The organism is Vibrio algivorus (assembly GCF_030161215.1).
GTDB lineage: Bacteria > Pseudomonadota > Gammaproteobacteria > Enterobacterales > Vibrionaceae > Vibrio > Vibrio algivorus.
In genome coordinates, this window is sequence record NZ_BSPV01000006.1 from 360250 (window position 1) to 376057 (window position 15808).

At 41.6% G+C, this 15808-nt stretch carries 15 protein-coding genes; 9 read left to right on the plus strand and 6 right to left on the minus strand.

All coding sequences use genetic code 11. The features are described from left to right. The first annotated feature begins 21 nt into the window (after positions 1–21). The 3 genes from QQJ93_RS10685 (at position 22) to QQJ93_RS10695 (ending at position 2977) form a co-directional block, all read left to right on the plus strand. The gene (locus tag QQJ93_RS10685) at positions 22–702 is read left to right on the plus strand and encodes a TIGR00153 family protein (RefSeq protein WP_089122236.1); all 681 of its coding nucleotides are present in this window, start codon (positions 22–24) and stop codon (positions 700–702) included. A gap of 116 nt (positions 703–818) precedes the next feature. Then, positions 819–2078, plus strand: a complete 1260-nt coding sequence (locus tag QQJ93_RS10690) for an inorganic phosphate transporter (protein WP_089122235.1) — start codon at positions 819–821, stop codon at positions 2076–2078. A 287-nt stretch (positions 2079–2365) separates the two neighbouring features. Continuing rightward, a complete protein-coding gene (locus QQJ93_RS10695; protein ID WP_089122234.1) occupies positions 2366–2977 on the plus strand; it encodes a TIGR04211 family SH3 domain-containing protein in 612 nt (203 codons plus the stop codon). A 277-nt stretch (positions 2978–3254) separates the two neighbouring features. On the opposite strand, the gene QQJ93_RS10700 is transcribed toward QQJ93_RS10695, so the two are convergent. The 3 genes from QQJ93_RS10700 to QQJ93_RS10710 form a co-directional block, all read right to left on the minus strand. After that, positions 3255–4511: a uracil-xanthine permease family protein gene (locus tag QQJ93_RS10700; protein ID WP_089122233.1), complete on the minus strand. Its 1257-nt coding sequence runs from the start codon at positions 4509–4511 to the stop codon at positions 3255–3257. A gap of 274 nt (positions 4512–4785) precedes the next feature. Continuing rightward, positions 4786–5619 carry a general secretion pathway protein GspB gene (locus QQJ93_RS10705; RefSeq protein ID WP_089122232.1) on the minus strand — a complete coding sequence of 278 codons (834 nt, stop codon included), beginning with the start codon at positions 5617–5619 and terminating at the stop codon, positions 4786–4788. Continuing rightward, positions 5619–7307 (minus strand): ExeA family protein, encoded by a 1689-nt coding sequence (locus QQJ93_RS10710; RefSeq protein WP_089122231.1) that lies wholly within the window; start codon positions 7305–7307, stop codon positions 5619–5621. Before QQJ93_RS10710 ends, QQJ93_RS10705 begins: the two co-directional genes overlap by 1 nt. A gap of 308 nt (positions 7308–7615) precedes the next feature. Here QQJ93_RS10710 and QQJ93_RS10715 point away from each other — a divergent pair, with 308 nt between their 5' ends. Beyond that, positions 7616–8839: a multifunctional CCA addition/repair protein gene (locus tag QQJ93_RS10715; protein ID WP_089122230.1), complete on the plus strand. Its 1224-nt coding sequence runs from the start codon at positions 7616–7618 to the stop codon at positions 8837–8839. Positions 8840–8972: 133 nt separating this feature from the next. After that, the gene (locus QQJ93_RS10720) at positions 8973–9743 is read left to right on the plus strand and encodes an undecaprenyl-diphosphate phosphatase (protein WP_089122229.1); all 771 of its coding nucleotides are present in this window, start codon (positions 8973–8975) and stop codon (positions 9741–9743) included. A 91-nt stretch (positions 9744–9834) separates the two neighbouring features. On the opposite strand, the gene folK is transcribed toward QQJ93_RS10720, so the two are convergent. Then, positions 9835–10317 carry a 2-amino-4-hydroxy-6-hydroxymethyldihydropteridine diphosphokinase gene (gene folK, locus QQJ93_RS10725; RefSeq protein ID WP_089122228.1) on the minus strand — a complete coding sequence of 161 codons (483 nt, stop codon included), beginning with the start codon at positions 10315–10317 and terminating at the stop codon, positions 9835–9837. Continuing rightward, positions 10314–10673, minus strand: coding sequence for a dihydroneopterin aldolase (gene folB, locus QQJ93_RS10730; RefSeq protein ID WP_089122227.1), 360 nt, complete (start codon positions 10671–10673; stop codon positions 10314–10316). The genes folK and folB overlap by 4 nt, the downstream gene beginning before the upstream one ends. 158 nt (positions 10674–10831) lie before the next feature. On the opposite strand from folB, the gene plsY reads away from it, so the two are divergent. Further along, complete coding sequence (plsY, locus tag QQJ93_RS10735) at positions 10832–11443, plus strand: glycerol-3-phosphate 1-O-acyltransferase PlsY (protein ID WP_089122226.1); 612 nt, start codon at positions 10832–10834, stop codon at positions 11441–11443. 346 nt (positions 11444–11789) lie between these two features. Here plsY and tsaD read toward each other — a convergent pair whose 3' ends face one another. Further along, entirely contained in the window at positions 11790–12806 is a 1017-nt protein-coding gene (gene tsaD / locus QQJ93_RS10740) for a tRNA (adenosine(37)-N6)-threonylcarbamoyltransferase complex transferase subunit TsaD (protein ID WP_089122225.1), read from the minus strand. A gap of 228 nt (positions 12807–13034) precedes the next feature. Here tsaD and rpsU point away from each other — a divergent pair, with 228 nt between their 5' ends. The 3 genes from rpsU (at position 13035) to dnaG (ending at position 15755) form a co-directional block, all read left to right on the plus strand. Next, positions 13035–13250 carry a 30S ribosomal protein S21 gene (gene rpsU / locus QQJ93_RS10745; RefSeq protein WP_017024921.1) on the plus strand — a complete coding sequence of 72 codons (216 nt, stop codon included), beginning with the start codon at positions 13035–13037 and terminating at the stop codon, positions 13248–13250. Positions 13251–13278: 28 nt separating this feature from the next. Then, positions 13279–13722 carry a GatB/YqeY domain-containing protein gene (locus tag QQJ93_RS10750; protein WP_089122224.1) on the plus strand — a complete coding sequence of 148 codons (444 nt, stop codon included), beginning with the start codon at positions 13279–13281 and terminating at the stop codon, positions 13720–13722. A gap of 272 nt (positions 13723–13994) precedes the next feature. After that, positions 13995–15755, plus strand: coding sequence for a DNA primase (dnaG, locus tag QQJ93_RS10755; protein ID WP_089122223.1), 1761 nt, complete (start codon positions 13995–13997; stop codon positions 15753–15755). Positions 15756–15808: the final 53 nt, after the last annotated feature.

Sequence of the window (15808 nt, forward strand, 5' to 3'; positions counted from 1 at the left end):
TTTTTTGTAGGTTGAATAACCATGCCAGTAAATACAATAATGGGGTTATTTGCAAAGTCCCCTATTAAGCCTTTGCAAGAACATGTTGTATGTGTGAACGAATGCTGTTCTCACCTGATCCCTTTCTTTGAAACTTGCGCCAAAGGCGACTGGGAAGAAGCGAATAACATTCGTGAAAACATCTCCCGTCTAGAGCGTGAAGCTGACGTATTGAAGCGTGAGATTCGTCTCAAACTTCCACGTGGTCTTTTCATGCCGGTAGATCGTACCGACATGCTTGAACTCCTCACTCAACAAGACAAGCTTGCTAACCTTGCTAAAGATATCGCGGGTCGCGTTATTGGACGCCAGTTGGAAATCCCAACACAAATGCAAGAAGCTTTCCTAGCTTATGTCTCTCGCTGCCTTGACGCCGCTAGTCAAGCTCAAGAAGTTATTCATGAATTAGATGAACTACTTGAAACGGGTTTTAAAGGCCGTGAAGTAACATTAGTTGCTGAAATGATTAACCAATTAGATGAAATTGAAGATGACACTGACACAATGCAAATTGAGCTTCGTCAGCAGTTAATGGCAATTGAATCTAAATACAACCCAATCGATATTGTATTCCTATACAAGATCCTTGAATGGGTTGGTGGTATTGCCGATCAAGCACAACGTGTGGGTGCTCGCTTGGAAGTCATGCTGTCTCGTTCTTAACGTTCGACACAGCTACAATAAACAAAACAGTAAAAAATAACTGATGCGGTAAGTGCAGGGTGTGATTCCCTGCGCCAAACTTACCCGAATTGTTATCTCAAAAACTAGGTATTACGATGGATATCCTCGCAAACTACGGCACTATTTTAATTTTAGTTGCAGCGTTCTTTGGTTTCCTAATGGCTGTTGGTATTGGTGCAAATGATGTTGCCAATGCAATGGGTACTTCTGTTGGCTCTAAAGCGCTAACAGTAAAGCAAGCAATTGTTATTGCTATGATTTTCGAGTTTGCTGGTGCTTATCTAGCAGGCGGAGAAGTAACTGACACCATTCGTAAAGGGGTGATTGATACCTCATACTACACCGCCCAACCGGACGTTTTAGTATACGGTATGATGTCGGCACTACTTGCAGCGGGTACATGGCTACTTTTAGCGTCATATATGGGCTGGCCGGTATCAACTACGCACTCGATCATCGGTGCGATCATTGGTTTTGCTTGTGTTTCAGTAGGTACAGAAGGTGTCGACTGGCATTCAGTACAAGGTATCGTGGGTAGCTGGATTGTCACGCCCTTTATCGCTGGTATATTTGCCTATGGTATATTTGTCAGTGCACAACGGCTAATTTTCGACACTGAAAACCCAGTGCACAATGCTAAACGATTTGTGCCTGTTTACATGTTTATTACCACTATGGTGATTGCTCTAGTTACCATTAAGAAAGGCTTAAAGCACATTGGTCTACACCTAACTCATAGTGAAGCTTGGATGTATTCAGCGCTGGTTTCTGCCATTGTCATGGTATGTGGTTACATTTATATCAATAGAAAATTTGCCAACCAAAAAGAAGATCACAGCTTTGCCGGTGTTGAGAGCATCTTTAGCGTATTAATGGTTATCACTGCGTGTGCGATGGCATTTGCTCATGGTTCAAACGATGTTGCTAATGCTATCGGCCCACTGTCAGCCGTCGTGTCTACTGTTGAGCATATGGGACAGTTAGCCGAAAAAAGTACTATTGCATGGTGGATTCTACCATTGGGTGGTATTGGTATTGTCGTTGGTCTAGCAACTATGGGTCATAAAGTAATGGCAACCGTCGGTACTGGTATCACTGAACTAACTCCTAGCCGTGGTTTTGCAGCTCAGCTTGCAACAGCAACTACCGTGGTATTAGCATCAGGTACAGGCTTGCCAATCTCAACCACGCAAACCTTAGTTGGCGCAGTATTAGGTGTTGGCTTTGCTCGTGGTATCGCTGCATTGAACCTTGGTGTTGTACGTAATATTGTAGCATCTTGGATCATTACCCTACCTGCTGGTGCGGTACTTTCAATTGTGTTCTTCTACGCAATTCAAGGCGTCTTCGCATAGTGCAATCAAGCTATCATCGTAGGCATTCTGTCATAGCTATGTCATAATTTTTACGACAAGGTAAAAAGAGGGAGCGAAAGCTCCCTCTTTTGTTGCACCTCAAGCTGAAACTTCTTACTATTCGATAGGCTTATCGTTTATATCTGCACAGTGATGGGGATACTAAAGGTACCTGTTTTTGAACAGGCTAATGAACCGGCCAATTGCTGTTCATCTCCTTTAAATTTATACCAATGAAAAAGCTTTATTCAAATCAAAAGCTTTATATCAATTAAAAGGGACCAAATGTGAAAAAGCTTCTTTGCTTAGTATTATTGGCATGTTTTTTTGCTCCAATGACATACGCACGTGACTTCTACATTTCAGACAAACTTTTTACTTATGTGCACTCAGGCCCAAGTAATGACTACCGTATTATTGGTAGTGTTGATGCTGGCGAAGTGATTAAAGTACTAGGTCGCAACAATTCAACTAACTTTACGCAAATCTTAGACAGCAATGGTCGTAAAGGCTGGGTTGAAAGCAAGTATGTGACTCAAGATGTCAGTATGGCAGTTCGCATGCCTAAACTTGAAAAAGAATTAGCCACGGTAAAAGATCAGCTAAGTAAAGCTCGTGAAACGGCAGATACTGAAAAAGCTGGCCTAGTCAGCTCTCTAGAGTTAAACAAAAAGCAAATTACTGACCTAGAAACTAACTACCGCGAAATAAACCAGCAACTTATTGACTCTCAAGAAGAGGTCCGCTCATTACGTGCAAGAATTGATACTCAAAAAGATGACTTACTACTTCGTTACTTCATGTATGGCGGTGGCGTTGCCGGTTTAGGTCTATTGTTTGGTTTAATTTTGCCACACATCATCCCTCGCCGTAAGAAAAACCCAGGTGGTTGGGCTTAAGCTCCTACTGCTCTAAGCATAGAATCTTAGTTACGGTTATGTAATAGATAAAAAAGTGCGCCTACCAAGGGCGCACTTTTTGTATCAATCTATTTTAATACCAGTTCCAGTAAATAGATGGTCTAAATTAGCGTAGAGAAAAAGCTTGATAACAAGGCATAAAATTTCTGTTAGTAGTGGTTCTACAGACAAATTTTATAACGAAGTTAGCGAGTTTTTTAACAAGCTAATATGATCAGTTATTTGTTGGAATTGGTATAATATCGTATCTTCGAAGTTACTTAACTCCTGATTCATCTTCCATTTGTGCATTATCGACAATATGATTTTCGCCAATATCTTTAGGAAGTACGAGGTTAAGAATAATCGCCACGATACCGCATAAACTCACACCTTGTAGACTAAATTCACCAACACCGAATGCCATACCACCAATACCAAAGACTAACGTTACCGCCACAATCACTAGGTTACGAGACTTATGTAAATCAACTTGGTTTTTAATCAAGGTATTCAAGCCAACTACGGCAATCGAACCAAATAATAAAATCATAATGCCGCCCATTACTGGCACCGGAATGGTTTGCAGTACAGCACCTAACTTACCAACAAACGCCAATATCAGAGCTGTCACCGCCGCCCATGTCATAATCACAGGGTTAAACGCCTTAGTGAGCATTACCGCTCCAGTTACTTCTGAGTAAGTTGTATTGGGTGGTGCGCCAAACATAGCAGCAGCCATCGTTGCCACTCCGTCGCCAGCCATAGTGCGGTGCAATCCAGGTTTTTTCAGGTAGTTTTTCCCTGTCACATTGGAAATCGCTAAAATATCACCTACGTGCTCAACCGCTGGCGCAATTGCAACCGGGATCATAAATAGTACTGCATTGATATTAAATTCAGGGAAGGTAAAGTTGGGAACCGCCAACCAAGCCGCTTGCTCAACTGGTGAAAAATCTACTACACCAAAGAATAAGCTCACAATATAACCAGAAACAATACCACCGAGAATAGGCACTAACTTAAAGAAGCCCTTCCCCATCACACTTAAAATAATGGTCACAATCAAAGAAATGGCAGAAATCCATAACGCAGAATCATGAGCGACAATTTGAATACCACCATCACCACTTTTACCTAGCGCCATATTCACTGCCGCAGGTGCCAGTCCTAGACCGATAACCATGATCACTGGGCCAACGACTACTGGTGGTAATAACTTATGGATGAAGCCACTGCCACGCACTTTAATCACCGCACCTAATATCACATACACAGCACCGGCGGTCATCAAGCCACCTAAAGTACTAGCGACCCCCCATGCTTGAATGCCATACATAATAGGGGCAATAAAAGCGAAAGAAGAGGCAAGAAAAATGGGAACGCTTCGCTTAGTAATCACTTGGAAGATAAGAGTACCGATACCGGCACCAAATAACGCGACACTTGGGTCTAACCCAGTTAAGAGAGGAACTAAAACCAGTGCACCAAATGCTACGAATAACATTTGGGCACCTTGTAAAATCTGAAACATAACACCCTACCTGCTTTATCCTGATAAAAAACCGCAGGGATTCTACCATTAAAAAGAACAATATTTTTAATGGCCGCACCTATTTCGTAAATTACTTCATTTGATCGGTCGACTTAAATCAACTTTCTATGATTGGCGCGATGAAGAACTTTAAGTTCCGATCTGGTGTATAAGTGATGGCATCATCAGTAAAGATGATTAACTTTTTTAACCTAAAACATAATTTTTTCGCATCTGATACCAGTTTCACGAGATCTACTTTCAAATTCGTAGCCTAGCCTTGCCACTCATACAAAGCTGGAATTTGCAGTTGCTGATTATCAAATGTCACAATCAAACTACCAGGTAGTATTTGATCCAACTTGACCAATTTATTGATCACCCACTCCCCTTCATGCACATTATTTCCGTTTACTTTAATCCAGCGACTTTGAGATTGAGAAGAGTACATATGAGTTTCAAAATTCATTTTGGGTAAGCGACCTCGATAATCACTTTCATGCCCCACCAAGTTAATGGCATTTTGTGGCTTAATAGGCATCGAAGTAGTTTTCGTTTGAGATGCACTTTGAGTAGGGTGCTTTTTTAATGCCGATTGAAAACGCTGAGCAAGTTCAGGTGATAAGCCCGAAAGATCAAGGTTATCAACATTCCAATCTTGCTTTGATACATCGCTAACATTGACTTGATCCGTTTTAATACGTCGCCCTTCTGATGGAGAGTTATTTCGACTCGCGGTGGTTGACGGTTTAGGTCTTGCTGGTAAAGGTTTAGCGACCGGTTTAGGTAATGCCGTTAATTCAGTTAGTTCCGGGTAAGGTAACAACTTAGCTAATGGCTCACTGTTCTCAAGTATTACCGCTCGTTTTTGATTTGTTAAAGCATCAGTAGCTTCAAGTTGAGAGGGTTCAAGAGTCGCCGGATTAAAATGCAAATAAGTCATCACTGCCAATATCGCAATAACCGGTAACACTGCAAATAGCCCAACCAACCACCAGCGCGTCGTTTTGGTAACATTAAGGCGAGCTGGAGAGGAGAGATGAGGTTGTGATATTTGCGCTTGATAAGCCTGTTCTGATTGTTGGAGCGCTTTCATTACTTCAGACATTACTTATCCTCCGTGGCTAACGGTAAGATACTATCAACCACACTCGGCGCTTTGTTATTAACGTAGCTATCAAGCAACATCAACGTTCTTTTACCTGCGATACCATCAACATTAATGCCTTGCCACATTTGAAAGGCTTCCACTCTATTCTTCATACTTTGATCAAATTGATGACGTTCTTTCAGCGGCTCACCTAATACTTGAGACAATAAATTATTCAGTTTCTCGACTTCCGGCCCTTGAGAGCTTAATTTCAAAGTTTGGCCAGCCAACTCACTATGCCACAACAACTGAAATTCTCCGCTCCAATGTTGTTTCAGCCACTGCGTTGGAACTTCAACTCTTTTATCTGCGAGTAACAATTGCACCTTTTCATCAGACAATTTATATAAAATGGCGAAATAAGAATGGTATTGATCTTGTAGTGTCAGCATTGCTGGACGATTAATGACCGCCAGATCATTTAAAGTACCTGAATCTTGATAGCAGTATAAATTCGCGCGCTCCACTTGTTGGCAATTCGCTTCATCATTCGCCACCTTATATCCCCATAAGGCCATCAATGTTTTCATCGCGGAAATGGGGTTATAACTTTGGCGGATCAACGGCTCAACCAACTCAGCGATGTTGTTGTTTTGAGATGATAGATCATTGTTATTTGGGGCAGTTTGATTAACTTGTGCTGAGATTGGCTCGGCTACTGATTCAAAACTAGCACTCTCAAGCTTTTCGCTTACCATCCAGCTTGGAACCCAAAACCACGCTGTTGCCGCTAACAAACAACCCACCGACAAGCTTACGAAATAGGCTAACCAAGGTTGAGATTGAGTGGTCGATTCAGTTCCGCCATTTAACACTGGATTGGAACGGCCAATTGGGCATTGAAAGCTCATCACATCTTCACACGCTTTTTCTGCGACACTCAAAGAAATATGAGCCTCACCACCATAGTAGGCATACAACATGCATTTATCACAAACTAAGTTAATTAAGCGAGGTACGCCTTGGGTTTGTTTAGCTATCAACTTAATCGCTTTGGCAGTAAAAATATCATATTGCCCACCTGCCACTTGTAAGCGAAATTGAATATATTGCGAGACTTCATCGGTAGTTAAAGGCAGTAGGTGGTAGCGTCCGGTAATACGTTGTGCGAGTTGGCGTAACTCTTCAGTTTGCAGCTTATATTGCAACTCTGGCTGGCCAATTAATAGTACTCTAAGTAGCTTTTGACTTTCTGTTTCTAAGTTAGTCAATAATCGTAATTGCTCTAACACATCGGCGGATAAATGCTGAGCTTCATCAATCAAAAGTAGTGTTTTGATACCCTTACCATGGTTATCCAATAAGTATTGGTAGATCGCTTGGGTGAGTTGCTTAAGACTGGCAGATTGTTGGTAAGAAATAGAAAACTCATCACAAATTGCTTCTAACAAATCTGTACTGGTATAGGTTGGATTCAACAATAATCCGGTTTTAACATTCGATTCTAATACCGAAAGCAACGCTTTAGAAACGGTCGTTTTACCCGTGCCAACTTCACCAGTGAGTAAAGCAAAACCACCTCCGCCGCCTAAACCCGCTTGTAAATGATTCATCGCTTCCCGATGACGTGCACTCAGAAAAATATAGCGAGAGCTTGGAACAATCGTAAACGGTAGTTCTGATAAACCAAAAAAATCCTTGTACATGCACACTCTCAAACCAGAAAAAAGCTATCGGCCACTAAAATACATGATAAGTGACATTATTTATACTCACTGACCACTTCATCGTGGCGAAGTTCTAATTTATACCAATTCCGATAAATAAGTGGTCTGAATTAGCGCAGGAAAAAAGCTTGATAACAAGGCACAAAATTTCTGTTAGTAGTGGTTCTACATACAAATTTTATAACGCAGTTAGCGAGTTTTTTAACAAGCTAAGATGATCAGTTATTTGTTGGAATTGGTATTGTTGCTAAAATGCCGATCAATATGATGGTAAAAAAGGGTTTCGAGTGGAAATTTATCTGGTAGGCGGTGCAGTGCGTGACCAACTTCTTGGCATTCCAAGTTACGATAAAGATTGGATGGTGATTGGTAGTAGCCCACAAGAAATGTTGTCACAAGGCTTTCGTGCAGTAGGGCAAGATTTCCCAGTATTTCTTCATCCTAAAACTCAAGAAGAATACGCTCTGGCTCGTACTGAACGTAAATCAGGCCAAGGCTACACCGGTTTTGAATGCCATTACGCGCCCGACGTTACCCTAGAAGATGATTTAGCTCGCCGCGATCTAACAATTAATGCTATCGCGCAAAGCCCTGATGGTACATTACACGATCCTTACAACGGTGAGAAAGATCTACAAGATCGAATCCTGCGTCATGTCTCCCCCGCCTTTAGTGAAGATCCTCTACGTGTTCTACGTGTCGCAAGGTTTGCCGCTAAACTACACCCCTTTAGCTTTACTATCGCGCCAGAAACCATGCAATTAATGAAACAAATTGTTGATTCTGGTGAATTAAAATATTTAACCGCTGAACGTGTATGGCAAGAATGGCAGAAATCATTAAACACCGACTCCCCACAAGTTTTCCTAGAAATACTAAAACAATGCGGTGCACTAGCGGTGATTTTACCGGAAATCGATTCGTTATTTGGCGTCCCTCAACCTGAGCGCTGGCACCCTGAAATCGATACCGGCATTCATACTTTAATGGTGGCAAAACAAGCAGCTCAATTAAGCTCAGATATTGCAGTACGATTTGCCGCACAAGTACATGATCTAGGTAAAGCTATTACTCCTAAATCAGAATGGCCAAGCCACAAAATGCATTGCCATACTGGTCTAAAACTTATCAAACAACTTTGCCAACGCTTAACCGTTCCAAATGAATGCCGCGATTTAGCCCTCTTAGTTTGCCAACATCATTCTAATATCCACCGCACTATGGAACTCAAAGCCTCCACTGTACTCAAATTGCTCAACCAACTCGATGCTTGGCGTAAACCACAACGCTTTGAGCAAGTCTTATTATGCTGTCTGGCCGATCACCAAGGACGCTTAGGATTGGAATCTCAACCCTATCCACAAAAAAAACGCATGCTAGATTACTACCACTCAGCAGTGAGCATTGATGTTCAAGCCATTATCTCCCAAGGCATTACAGGGAAAGCTATCCGAGAGGAATTAGATAAGCAAAGAACCGCTGCAATTCAAGCAATGAAACTGCTCAAATAACTCCCTGTATTATCTATGGGAATCATCGTACAATGCGGCCAATTTTTTGCTTCGCCATATTGATGCGTAACATAAACCTGATCCGGTAAGTGATTTACCAGCGATACAATTTAACTAGGGATACACACTTCCAATGACCATTTTTGATTCCATTATCCTCGGAATAATCGAAGGTATTACTGAGTTTTTACCTATTTCATCGACTGGACACATGATTGTTGTCGGTGATTGGTTAGGCATTGCCAATACCGATACCAACCAAGCTTTTGAAGTCATCATTCAAGTAGCCGCTATTTTGGCCGTTATCGCTAACTATAAAGAAAAGTTTCATCCTAGATTCTTTGATCTTTGGGTGAAAGTCGCGGTGGCTTTCTTACCTATCGGTATCATTGGCTTTCTAATGAGTGATGTGGTGAAAGCGTTATTTAGTGTCACGGTAGTGGGAGTAATGTTTATCGTCGGCGGGATTATTTTCATCGCAGTAGAAAAATATTACCAAGAAGAATCCTGCCCAACCACCGATGTCAATGACGTCACTATGAAGCAAGCTATGTGGATTGGTTTTGCGCAGATATTTGCTTTGATTCCAGGTACTAGCCGTGCAGGCTCAACCATTATCGGCGCCATGCTCGTCGGATTGAATCGTAAAACCTGTGCTGAATTTTCATTCCTACTAGGTTTACCGGTTTTAGCAGCGGCATCTGGTTATGATTTATTAAAGCACTATCAAGACTTCACTACCGCTGATTTTACTAACCTCGCGGTTGGTTTTATCACAGCCTTCATTGTGGCGTATTTCGTGATTAAGTGGTTTATCAGCTTTTTGGCTAAATTCACCTTTGTAGGATTTGGCATCTACCGAATTCTTTTTGGCATGTTATTACTTGGTATGGCTTGGGGTTAATCAACCCTACTGAGCTGTACAAATAGAACAACACAAACAAAATAGGCGTGATACGCTTAAGTATCACGCCTATTTTTTATCTATTTCAGTATTACCCAAAATCAAAAGGGACCTCTTGTAGGCTACCTTTCGGCGTAAAACTGTCCCATAGTTGACGGATAGTTCGACCATCATTCGGTATGCTTAAATCTGGACACAATTCATATAACGGCTGTAAAACAAACTCATAATGAAAAATATCGGCTCTTGGCAAGATTGGCTTAACCGTTGAAAACACGTTGCCATACAGCAAAATATCCAGATCTAACGTTCGATCTTGGAACTTTTGTGCTTCAATCTCTCGTCCCCATTTCAATTCAATATCTTTAAGCTTGATTTGTAACTCAGGCAAACTTAATGAAGTTTCTAACTCAAACACTAGGTTGTAAAAAACATGACTATCAAAACCAACTGGCTGACATTGATAAACCTTAGAAGCTCTTAACTCACCAAGCAAGTTAAGTTCTTCAAAGGCAGCTTTTACATGCTTTTCTGGTTCAAGATTACTACCTACCCCAATATAGCTGAGCGTCACATTTGGCCTCGTTCAATAATCACGCCTACGCCTTTCGCTTGTGGCACCGCACCCGGCTTGATTAAATGAATTTTCACCCAAGGCACAGTAAAGGTCGTCATGATCAGTTCGGCGACTTCTTCTGCTACTCGCTCAACCAATTGAAAGTGACCATTCTCGATATGATTTAAGACGGCTTGACTCACTTGGGCGTAATCTAATGCATCATTAACATCATCACTTTTGCCAGCTGGACGGTTGTCATGAGCCATTTCGATATTGAGAACCAATTTTTGTTTAATATCTTGCTCCCAATCATAAGCACCAATCGTGGTAATCACCTCTAATTGCTCAATAAATACTTTGTCCAAGGCCATGCTGTTTCCTTTTAATAAATTAGATTCTTTCTTATAAAAATTAATATCATTGAATTTCTAAGATTACGACTCATCGGATACCCAAGTGAGATAAAAACACGTAATATGCGCAAAATATACTACAAATTCCCAACTACACACTACCGCCAAGGAAGACTATGAGCATTCTGGCACTTATATTGATCATTCTCGCCTACTTACTCGGGTCAATTTCGAGTGCGGTGCTGATCTCTCGAATGTGCCAATTACCAGACCCACGACTCCAAGGTTCGAAAAACCCAGGCGCCACAAATGTATTACGTGTTGGTGGAAAATGGGCTGCGCTTGGTGTGCTGTTGTGTGATATTTTGAAGGGAATGCTTCCAGTTTGGGGAAGTTATTATTTAGGCATTGAGCCGCTAATTCTTGGTTTTATTGGGGTTGCCGCTTGTCTTGGTCATATTTACCCAATCTTCTTCCACTTTAAAGGTGGTAAAGGCGTCGCCACCGCGGTGGGTACTATGGCGCCCATTGGTTTTGATTTAACCGGCATGGTGATGGCAACTTGGCTTATCACCTTCTTCTTCAGCCGCTATTCATCGCTTGCAGCCATTGTCACATCACTACTCGCACCATTTTATACTTGGCTGGTCAAACCGCAATATACCATTCCAGTGGCAATGCTCTCTTGCCTAATCATCTTTAGACACTACCAAAACATTAAACGTTTGATTGATGGTAGCGAACCTAAGATGGACAAGAAAAAACTTTCTTCTCACAGCCCCAAATAAACCAACTACCCAATAAAGATATATACCCAAGTAACTTCAAGATGCGAGTTTCAGCAAGAATAAAACAAGCTTTAGGCAAGGCAAATGGAATATGATCATAGTGATTCTATCTCTGTTCAATTTAACGCAGCATAAAGCTTGTTTTAACTTGCCCTTCGGGAGCTTCATCCAAATCTTTATACTGCGTCAGATTGGTTTGAAAGGTGTCTACATTCCTTCGCCAATCTTCCTTGCCTAAAGGTTTGGATGATAGCTCTGAATTCTGCATTTTGAAGTCACTTGGGTATAGATAATAAAAACGGCAGGTGAATTAGCTGCCGTTTGTTCATTGCATTCTCATCAAAACTTATTCAATGGGTTGCAATTGATCAATAGGCCAACGAGGCTGAGCTTGTACAGAAAGATCCGTCACCTCACCATTACGTAAACGCTGCATCCCCGCATAAGCAATCATGGCACCATTATCAGTACAAAATTCGGTACGTGGATAATACACAGCGCCACCCACTTTTTGAGCCAAAGCTTCTAACGAAATTCTCAACTGCTTGTTAGCACTTACTCCGCCAGCAATCACTATTCGCTTTAGTCCAGTTTGCTCTAGTGCACGACGGCACTTAATCACTAAAGTGTCACATACCGCTTCTTGGAAAGCATAAGCAATATCCGCACGAGTTTGATCATCATTGTCATTTGCCGCAATCGTATTAGCCGCAAAAGTTTTTAAACCAGAGAAACTAAAATCGAGCCCCGGGCGATCGGTCATTGGACGTGGAAATTTAAAACGACCTTTAGTGCCATTTTCTGCTAAGCGAGATAATAAAGGACCGCCAGGATAATCTAAGCCCATCAATTTAGCGGTTTTATCAAATGCTTCACCAGCAGCGTCATCAATTGATTCACCTAAAATTTGATATTCACCAATCGCTTTAACTTCCACCATCATGGTGTGCCCGCCAGAAACTAGCAAAGCGACAAACGGGAACTCAGGTGGATTATCTTCTAGCATCGGCGCTAACAGATGCCCTTCCATATGATGAACCGGTACCGCCGGAACATTCCACGCATAAGCAAGGCTACGACCAATCGTTGCACCTACTAATAATGCGCCAACTAACCCGGGGCCTGCGGTATAAGCCACCCCATCAATATCTTTTGACTTTAAGCCGGCTTCTTTTAATGCCGCTTTAATCAATGGAATGGTTTTCTTTACATGATCACGAGAGGCCAGTTCAGGCACTACCCCACCATAATCGGCATGTAATTTCACTTGGCTATATAATTGATGAGACAACAACCCTTGCTCTTCATCATAAATCGCAATGCCGGTTTCATCACATGAGGTTTCAATACCTAAAATTCGCATAGTTATCCCTGTACTTCTTGGTACATCGGTTGATTTTTCTAGAATTGAGCGTAATCTTACCGCCTCGGAAAAAATTTAACCAGATCTTCCCTTGATAATGCTTTACAAATGGGTAGCGATCGGATTAAAATTCCGCACCATTTTTGATCTAGCTGATTAATGTCTGGGCTAACAATTGAACAGACTCAACGATCAGCGTTAACGAATAACCCCTGAGGTGAAAGGCATATGCCAGTAGTTAAAGTACGTGATAACGAACCGTTCGACGTGGCACTACGTCGTTTCAAGCGCTCTTGCGAAAAAGCAGGTGTTCTTTCTGAAGTGCGTCGTCGTGAGCACTATGAGAAACCAACAACTGTACGTAAACGCGCTAAAGCAGCGGCTCAAAAGCGTCACGCTAAAAAGCTAGCTCGCGAAAACGCACGTCGCGTTCGCTTGTACTAATAACTTAACTTCCATAAGGACTTAAGTTATGGCTCTGATTGACCAACTTAAAGAAGAGCAAAAGTTAGCGATGAAAGCCAAGGACAAAGCGCGCCTTGGCACTATCCGTTTAGCTCTATCAGCAATTAAGCAACGTGAAGTTGACGAACAGATTACTCTGGGCGATGACGACATTCTTGCCGTGTTGACTAAAATGGTTAAACAGCGTCGCGATTCTGTTACGCAATATGAAGCTGCAAATCGTCAAGATCTTGCAGATGCTGAAAAAGCAGAAATTACGGTTTTAGAGGAATTTATGCCTCAACCGCTCACCGATGAAGAAGTCGCTGCTTTAATTGATAAAGCAATTACTGAATCTGGTGCTGCGGGCATGCAAGACATGGGGAACGTAATGGGGGTTTTAAAACCTCTACTTCAAGGACGTGCAGACATGGGTAAAGTAAGTGGCTTAGTTCGTTCTAAGTTAGCTTAAATTTCCCAAATATATTAAAGCAAGCCGTGCACTTCTTTGGAGTTGCACGGCTTGTTTGTATATAAAAGGATACAAGGTTTCTAGTCCCTAGTTTCTAGGAAAACTATCTCTATTAACTTTAATCCACCAATAAAAACACACTGCAATAACAAGTGAAATATAGGTTATCGCCCCTAGGAACTAGGAACTAGGAACTAGGAACTAGGAACTAGGAACTAGGAACTAAATTATCATTTGCCCAACTTAAACAATCATTAAGAGTTTAAATTTTTATGGCAGGACACATACCACGTAGTTTTATTGATGACCTTCTTGCTCGAGTTGATATCGTCGATCTTGTTGATCCACGCGTTAAACTCAAAAAACAAGGTAAGAACTACGGCGCATGTTGCCCGTTTCATAATGAAAAATCGCCCTCTTTTATTGTCAGCCCAGATCGCCAAACTTACCATTGTTTTGGCTGTGGTGTTCATGGCAATGCCATTGATTTCATGATGGAATACGAACGTCTGGAGTTCGTAGAAGCGATTGAAGAATTAGCAGGGATATTGGGCCTTGACGTTCCTCGTGAGCAACGAGGTGGTGGTAACTTCCCAAGTAATGTTCCACGCGCTAACGCTGAGCAAAAACGCAATTTATACGATTTACTGGGAAGTATTAGTCAATATTATCGGTCTCAGTTAAAAGTTTCCGCCAATAAACCAGCAATTGAATACCTTAAAAATCGCGGATTATCCGGCGAAATTGTACAAAAATTTGGTATCGGTTATGTCTCAGATGAATGGGATAATGTGCGTAAAAACTTTGGCCAACAAAAAGCCGTACAGGATATGTTGGTCGAAGGCGGCATGCTGATCGAAAACGATAAAGGCAATCGCTATGACCGTTTTCGTGGCCGTATTATGTTCCCAATTCGAGACCGACGTGGACGAGTGATTGGCTTTGGTGGACGAGTACTAGGTGATGAAAAACCTAAATATTTAAATTCCCCGGAAACGCCCGTTTTCCATAAAGGTAAAGAGTTATACGGTTTATACGATGTTCTACAAAGCCATCGTGAACCTGCACAAATTTTAGTGGTCGAAGGCTATATGGATGTGGTGGCCTTAGCGCAATATGGCGTTGATTACTCGGTTGCTGCACTCGGTACCTCAACTACTGGCGATCACATGCAGATGCTATTTCGCCAAACGGGTACTGTTGTCTGTTGTTACGATGGTGATCGCGCCGGTCGAGAAGCTGCATGGCGAGCGATGGAAAATGCATTGCCGTATTTAACTGACGGTCGACAATTAAAATTCATGTTCTTACCCGATGGTGAAGATCCTGATTCTTACATTCGTGAATATGGTAAAGAACAATTTGAGCAACAGGTATTCCATGCAACATCGTTGTCAGAATTTTTATTCTCGACCTTGATGCAACAAGTGGATACCAGCAGCAATGAAGGTAAAGCAAAGTTAACCTCATTGGTAGTGCCATTAATAGAAAAAGTGCCAGGTGGAACATTACGTCTATACTTGAGAGACTTATTAGGTAAAAAGCTCGGATTACTGGATGAACGTCAATTACAACAATTAATTGCTAAAGACAGTCAACCACAAACAACACCGCAGCCACATAAAGAAATAAAGCGCACCCCAATGCGAGTGGTTATCGCATTACTTTTGCAAAAACCCAGCTATGCTGAATTAGCACCAAATTTAGATACAATTCGCCATATAGACTTACCAGGTTTAAGTTTATTATTAAATGTACTTGATATTTGTCGAGAAAATCCCCATATCAAGTCTGCCCAGTTGATGGAACACTGGCGAAATCAACAAAATGAAGCATTATTATCACGCTTAATGAATTGGGATATTCCCCTCAATGATGATAATGAACAAGATGTATTTTTAGATACATTGGATAAAATACTAGCCCAATGTATTGAAAAACAAATTGAAACTTTGCAAGCGAAAGAAAGAAGCTCCGGCTTATCAGTCGAGGAAAAACGGGAGTTGCAAGATCTTATTCTTCAACGTCCTTAGTTCAGCAACGCCCTAAGAAAACGTTCTTAAGTGGCGAGCAATGATTAAATTTG

Coding starts and splice junctions, on each gene's coding strand:
- QQJ93_RS10750 (WP_089122224.1), top strand. CDS start 13,279: ATGGCTCTGATTGACCAACTTAAAGAAGAGCAAAAGTTAGCGATGAAA.
- QQJ93_RS10690 (WP_089122235.1), top strand. CDS start 819: ATGGATATCCTCGCAAACTACGGCACTATTTTAATTTTAGTTGCAGCG.
- rpsU (WP_017024921.1), top strand. CDS start 13,035: ATGCCAGTAGTTAAAGTACGTGATAACGAACCGTTCGACGTGGCACTA.
- folB (WP_089122227.1), bottom strand. CDS start 10,673: ATGGCCTTGGACAAAGTATTTATTGAGCAATTAGAGGTGATTACCACG.
- QQJ93_RS10685 (WP_089122236.1), top strand. CDS start 22: ATGCCAGTAAATACAATAATGGGGTTATTTGCAAAGTCCCCTATTAAG.
- QQJ93_RS10700 (WP_089122233.1), bottom strand. CDS start 4,511: ATGTTTCAGATTTTACAAGGTGCCCAAATGTTATTCGTAGCATTTGGT.
- plsY (WP_089122226.1), top strand. CDS start 10,832: ATGAGCATTCTGGCACTTATATTGATCATTCTCGCCTACTTACTCGGG.
- QQJ93_RS10720 (WP_089122229.1), top strand. CDS start 8,973: ATGACCATTTTTGATTCCATTATCCTCGGAATAATCGAAGGTATTACT.
- tsaD (WP_089122225.1), bottom strand. CDS start 12,806: ATGCGAATTTTAGGTATTGAAACCTCATGTGATGAAACCGGCATTGCG.
- dnaG (WP_089122223.1), top strand. CDS start 13,995: ATGGCAGGACACATACCACGTAGTTTTATTGATGACCTTCTTGCTCGA.
- QQJ93_RS10710 (WP_089122231.1), bottom strand. CDS start 7,307: ATGTACAAGGATTTTTTTGGTTTATCAGAACTACCGTTTACGATTGTT.
- QQJ93_RS10705 (WP_089122232.1), bottom strand. CDS start 5,619: ATGTCTGAAGTAATGAAAGCGCTCCAACAATCAGAACAGGCTTATCAA.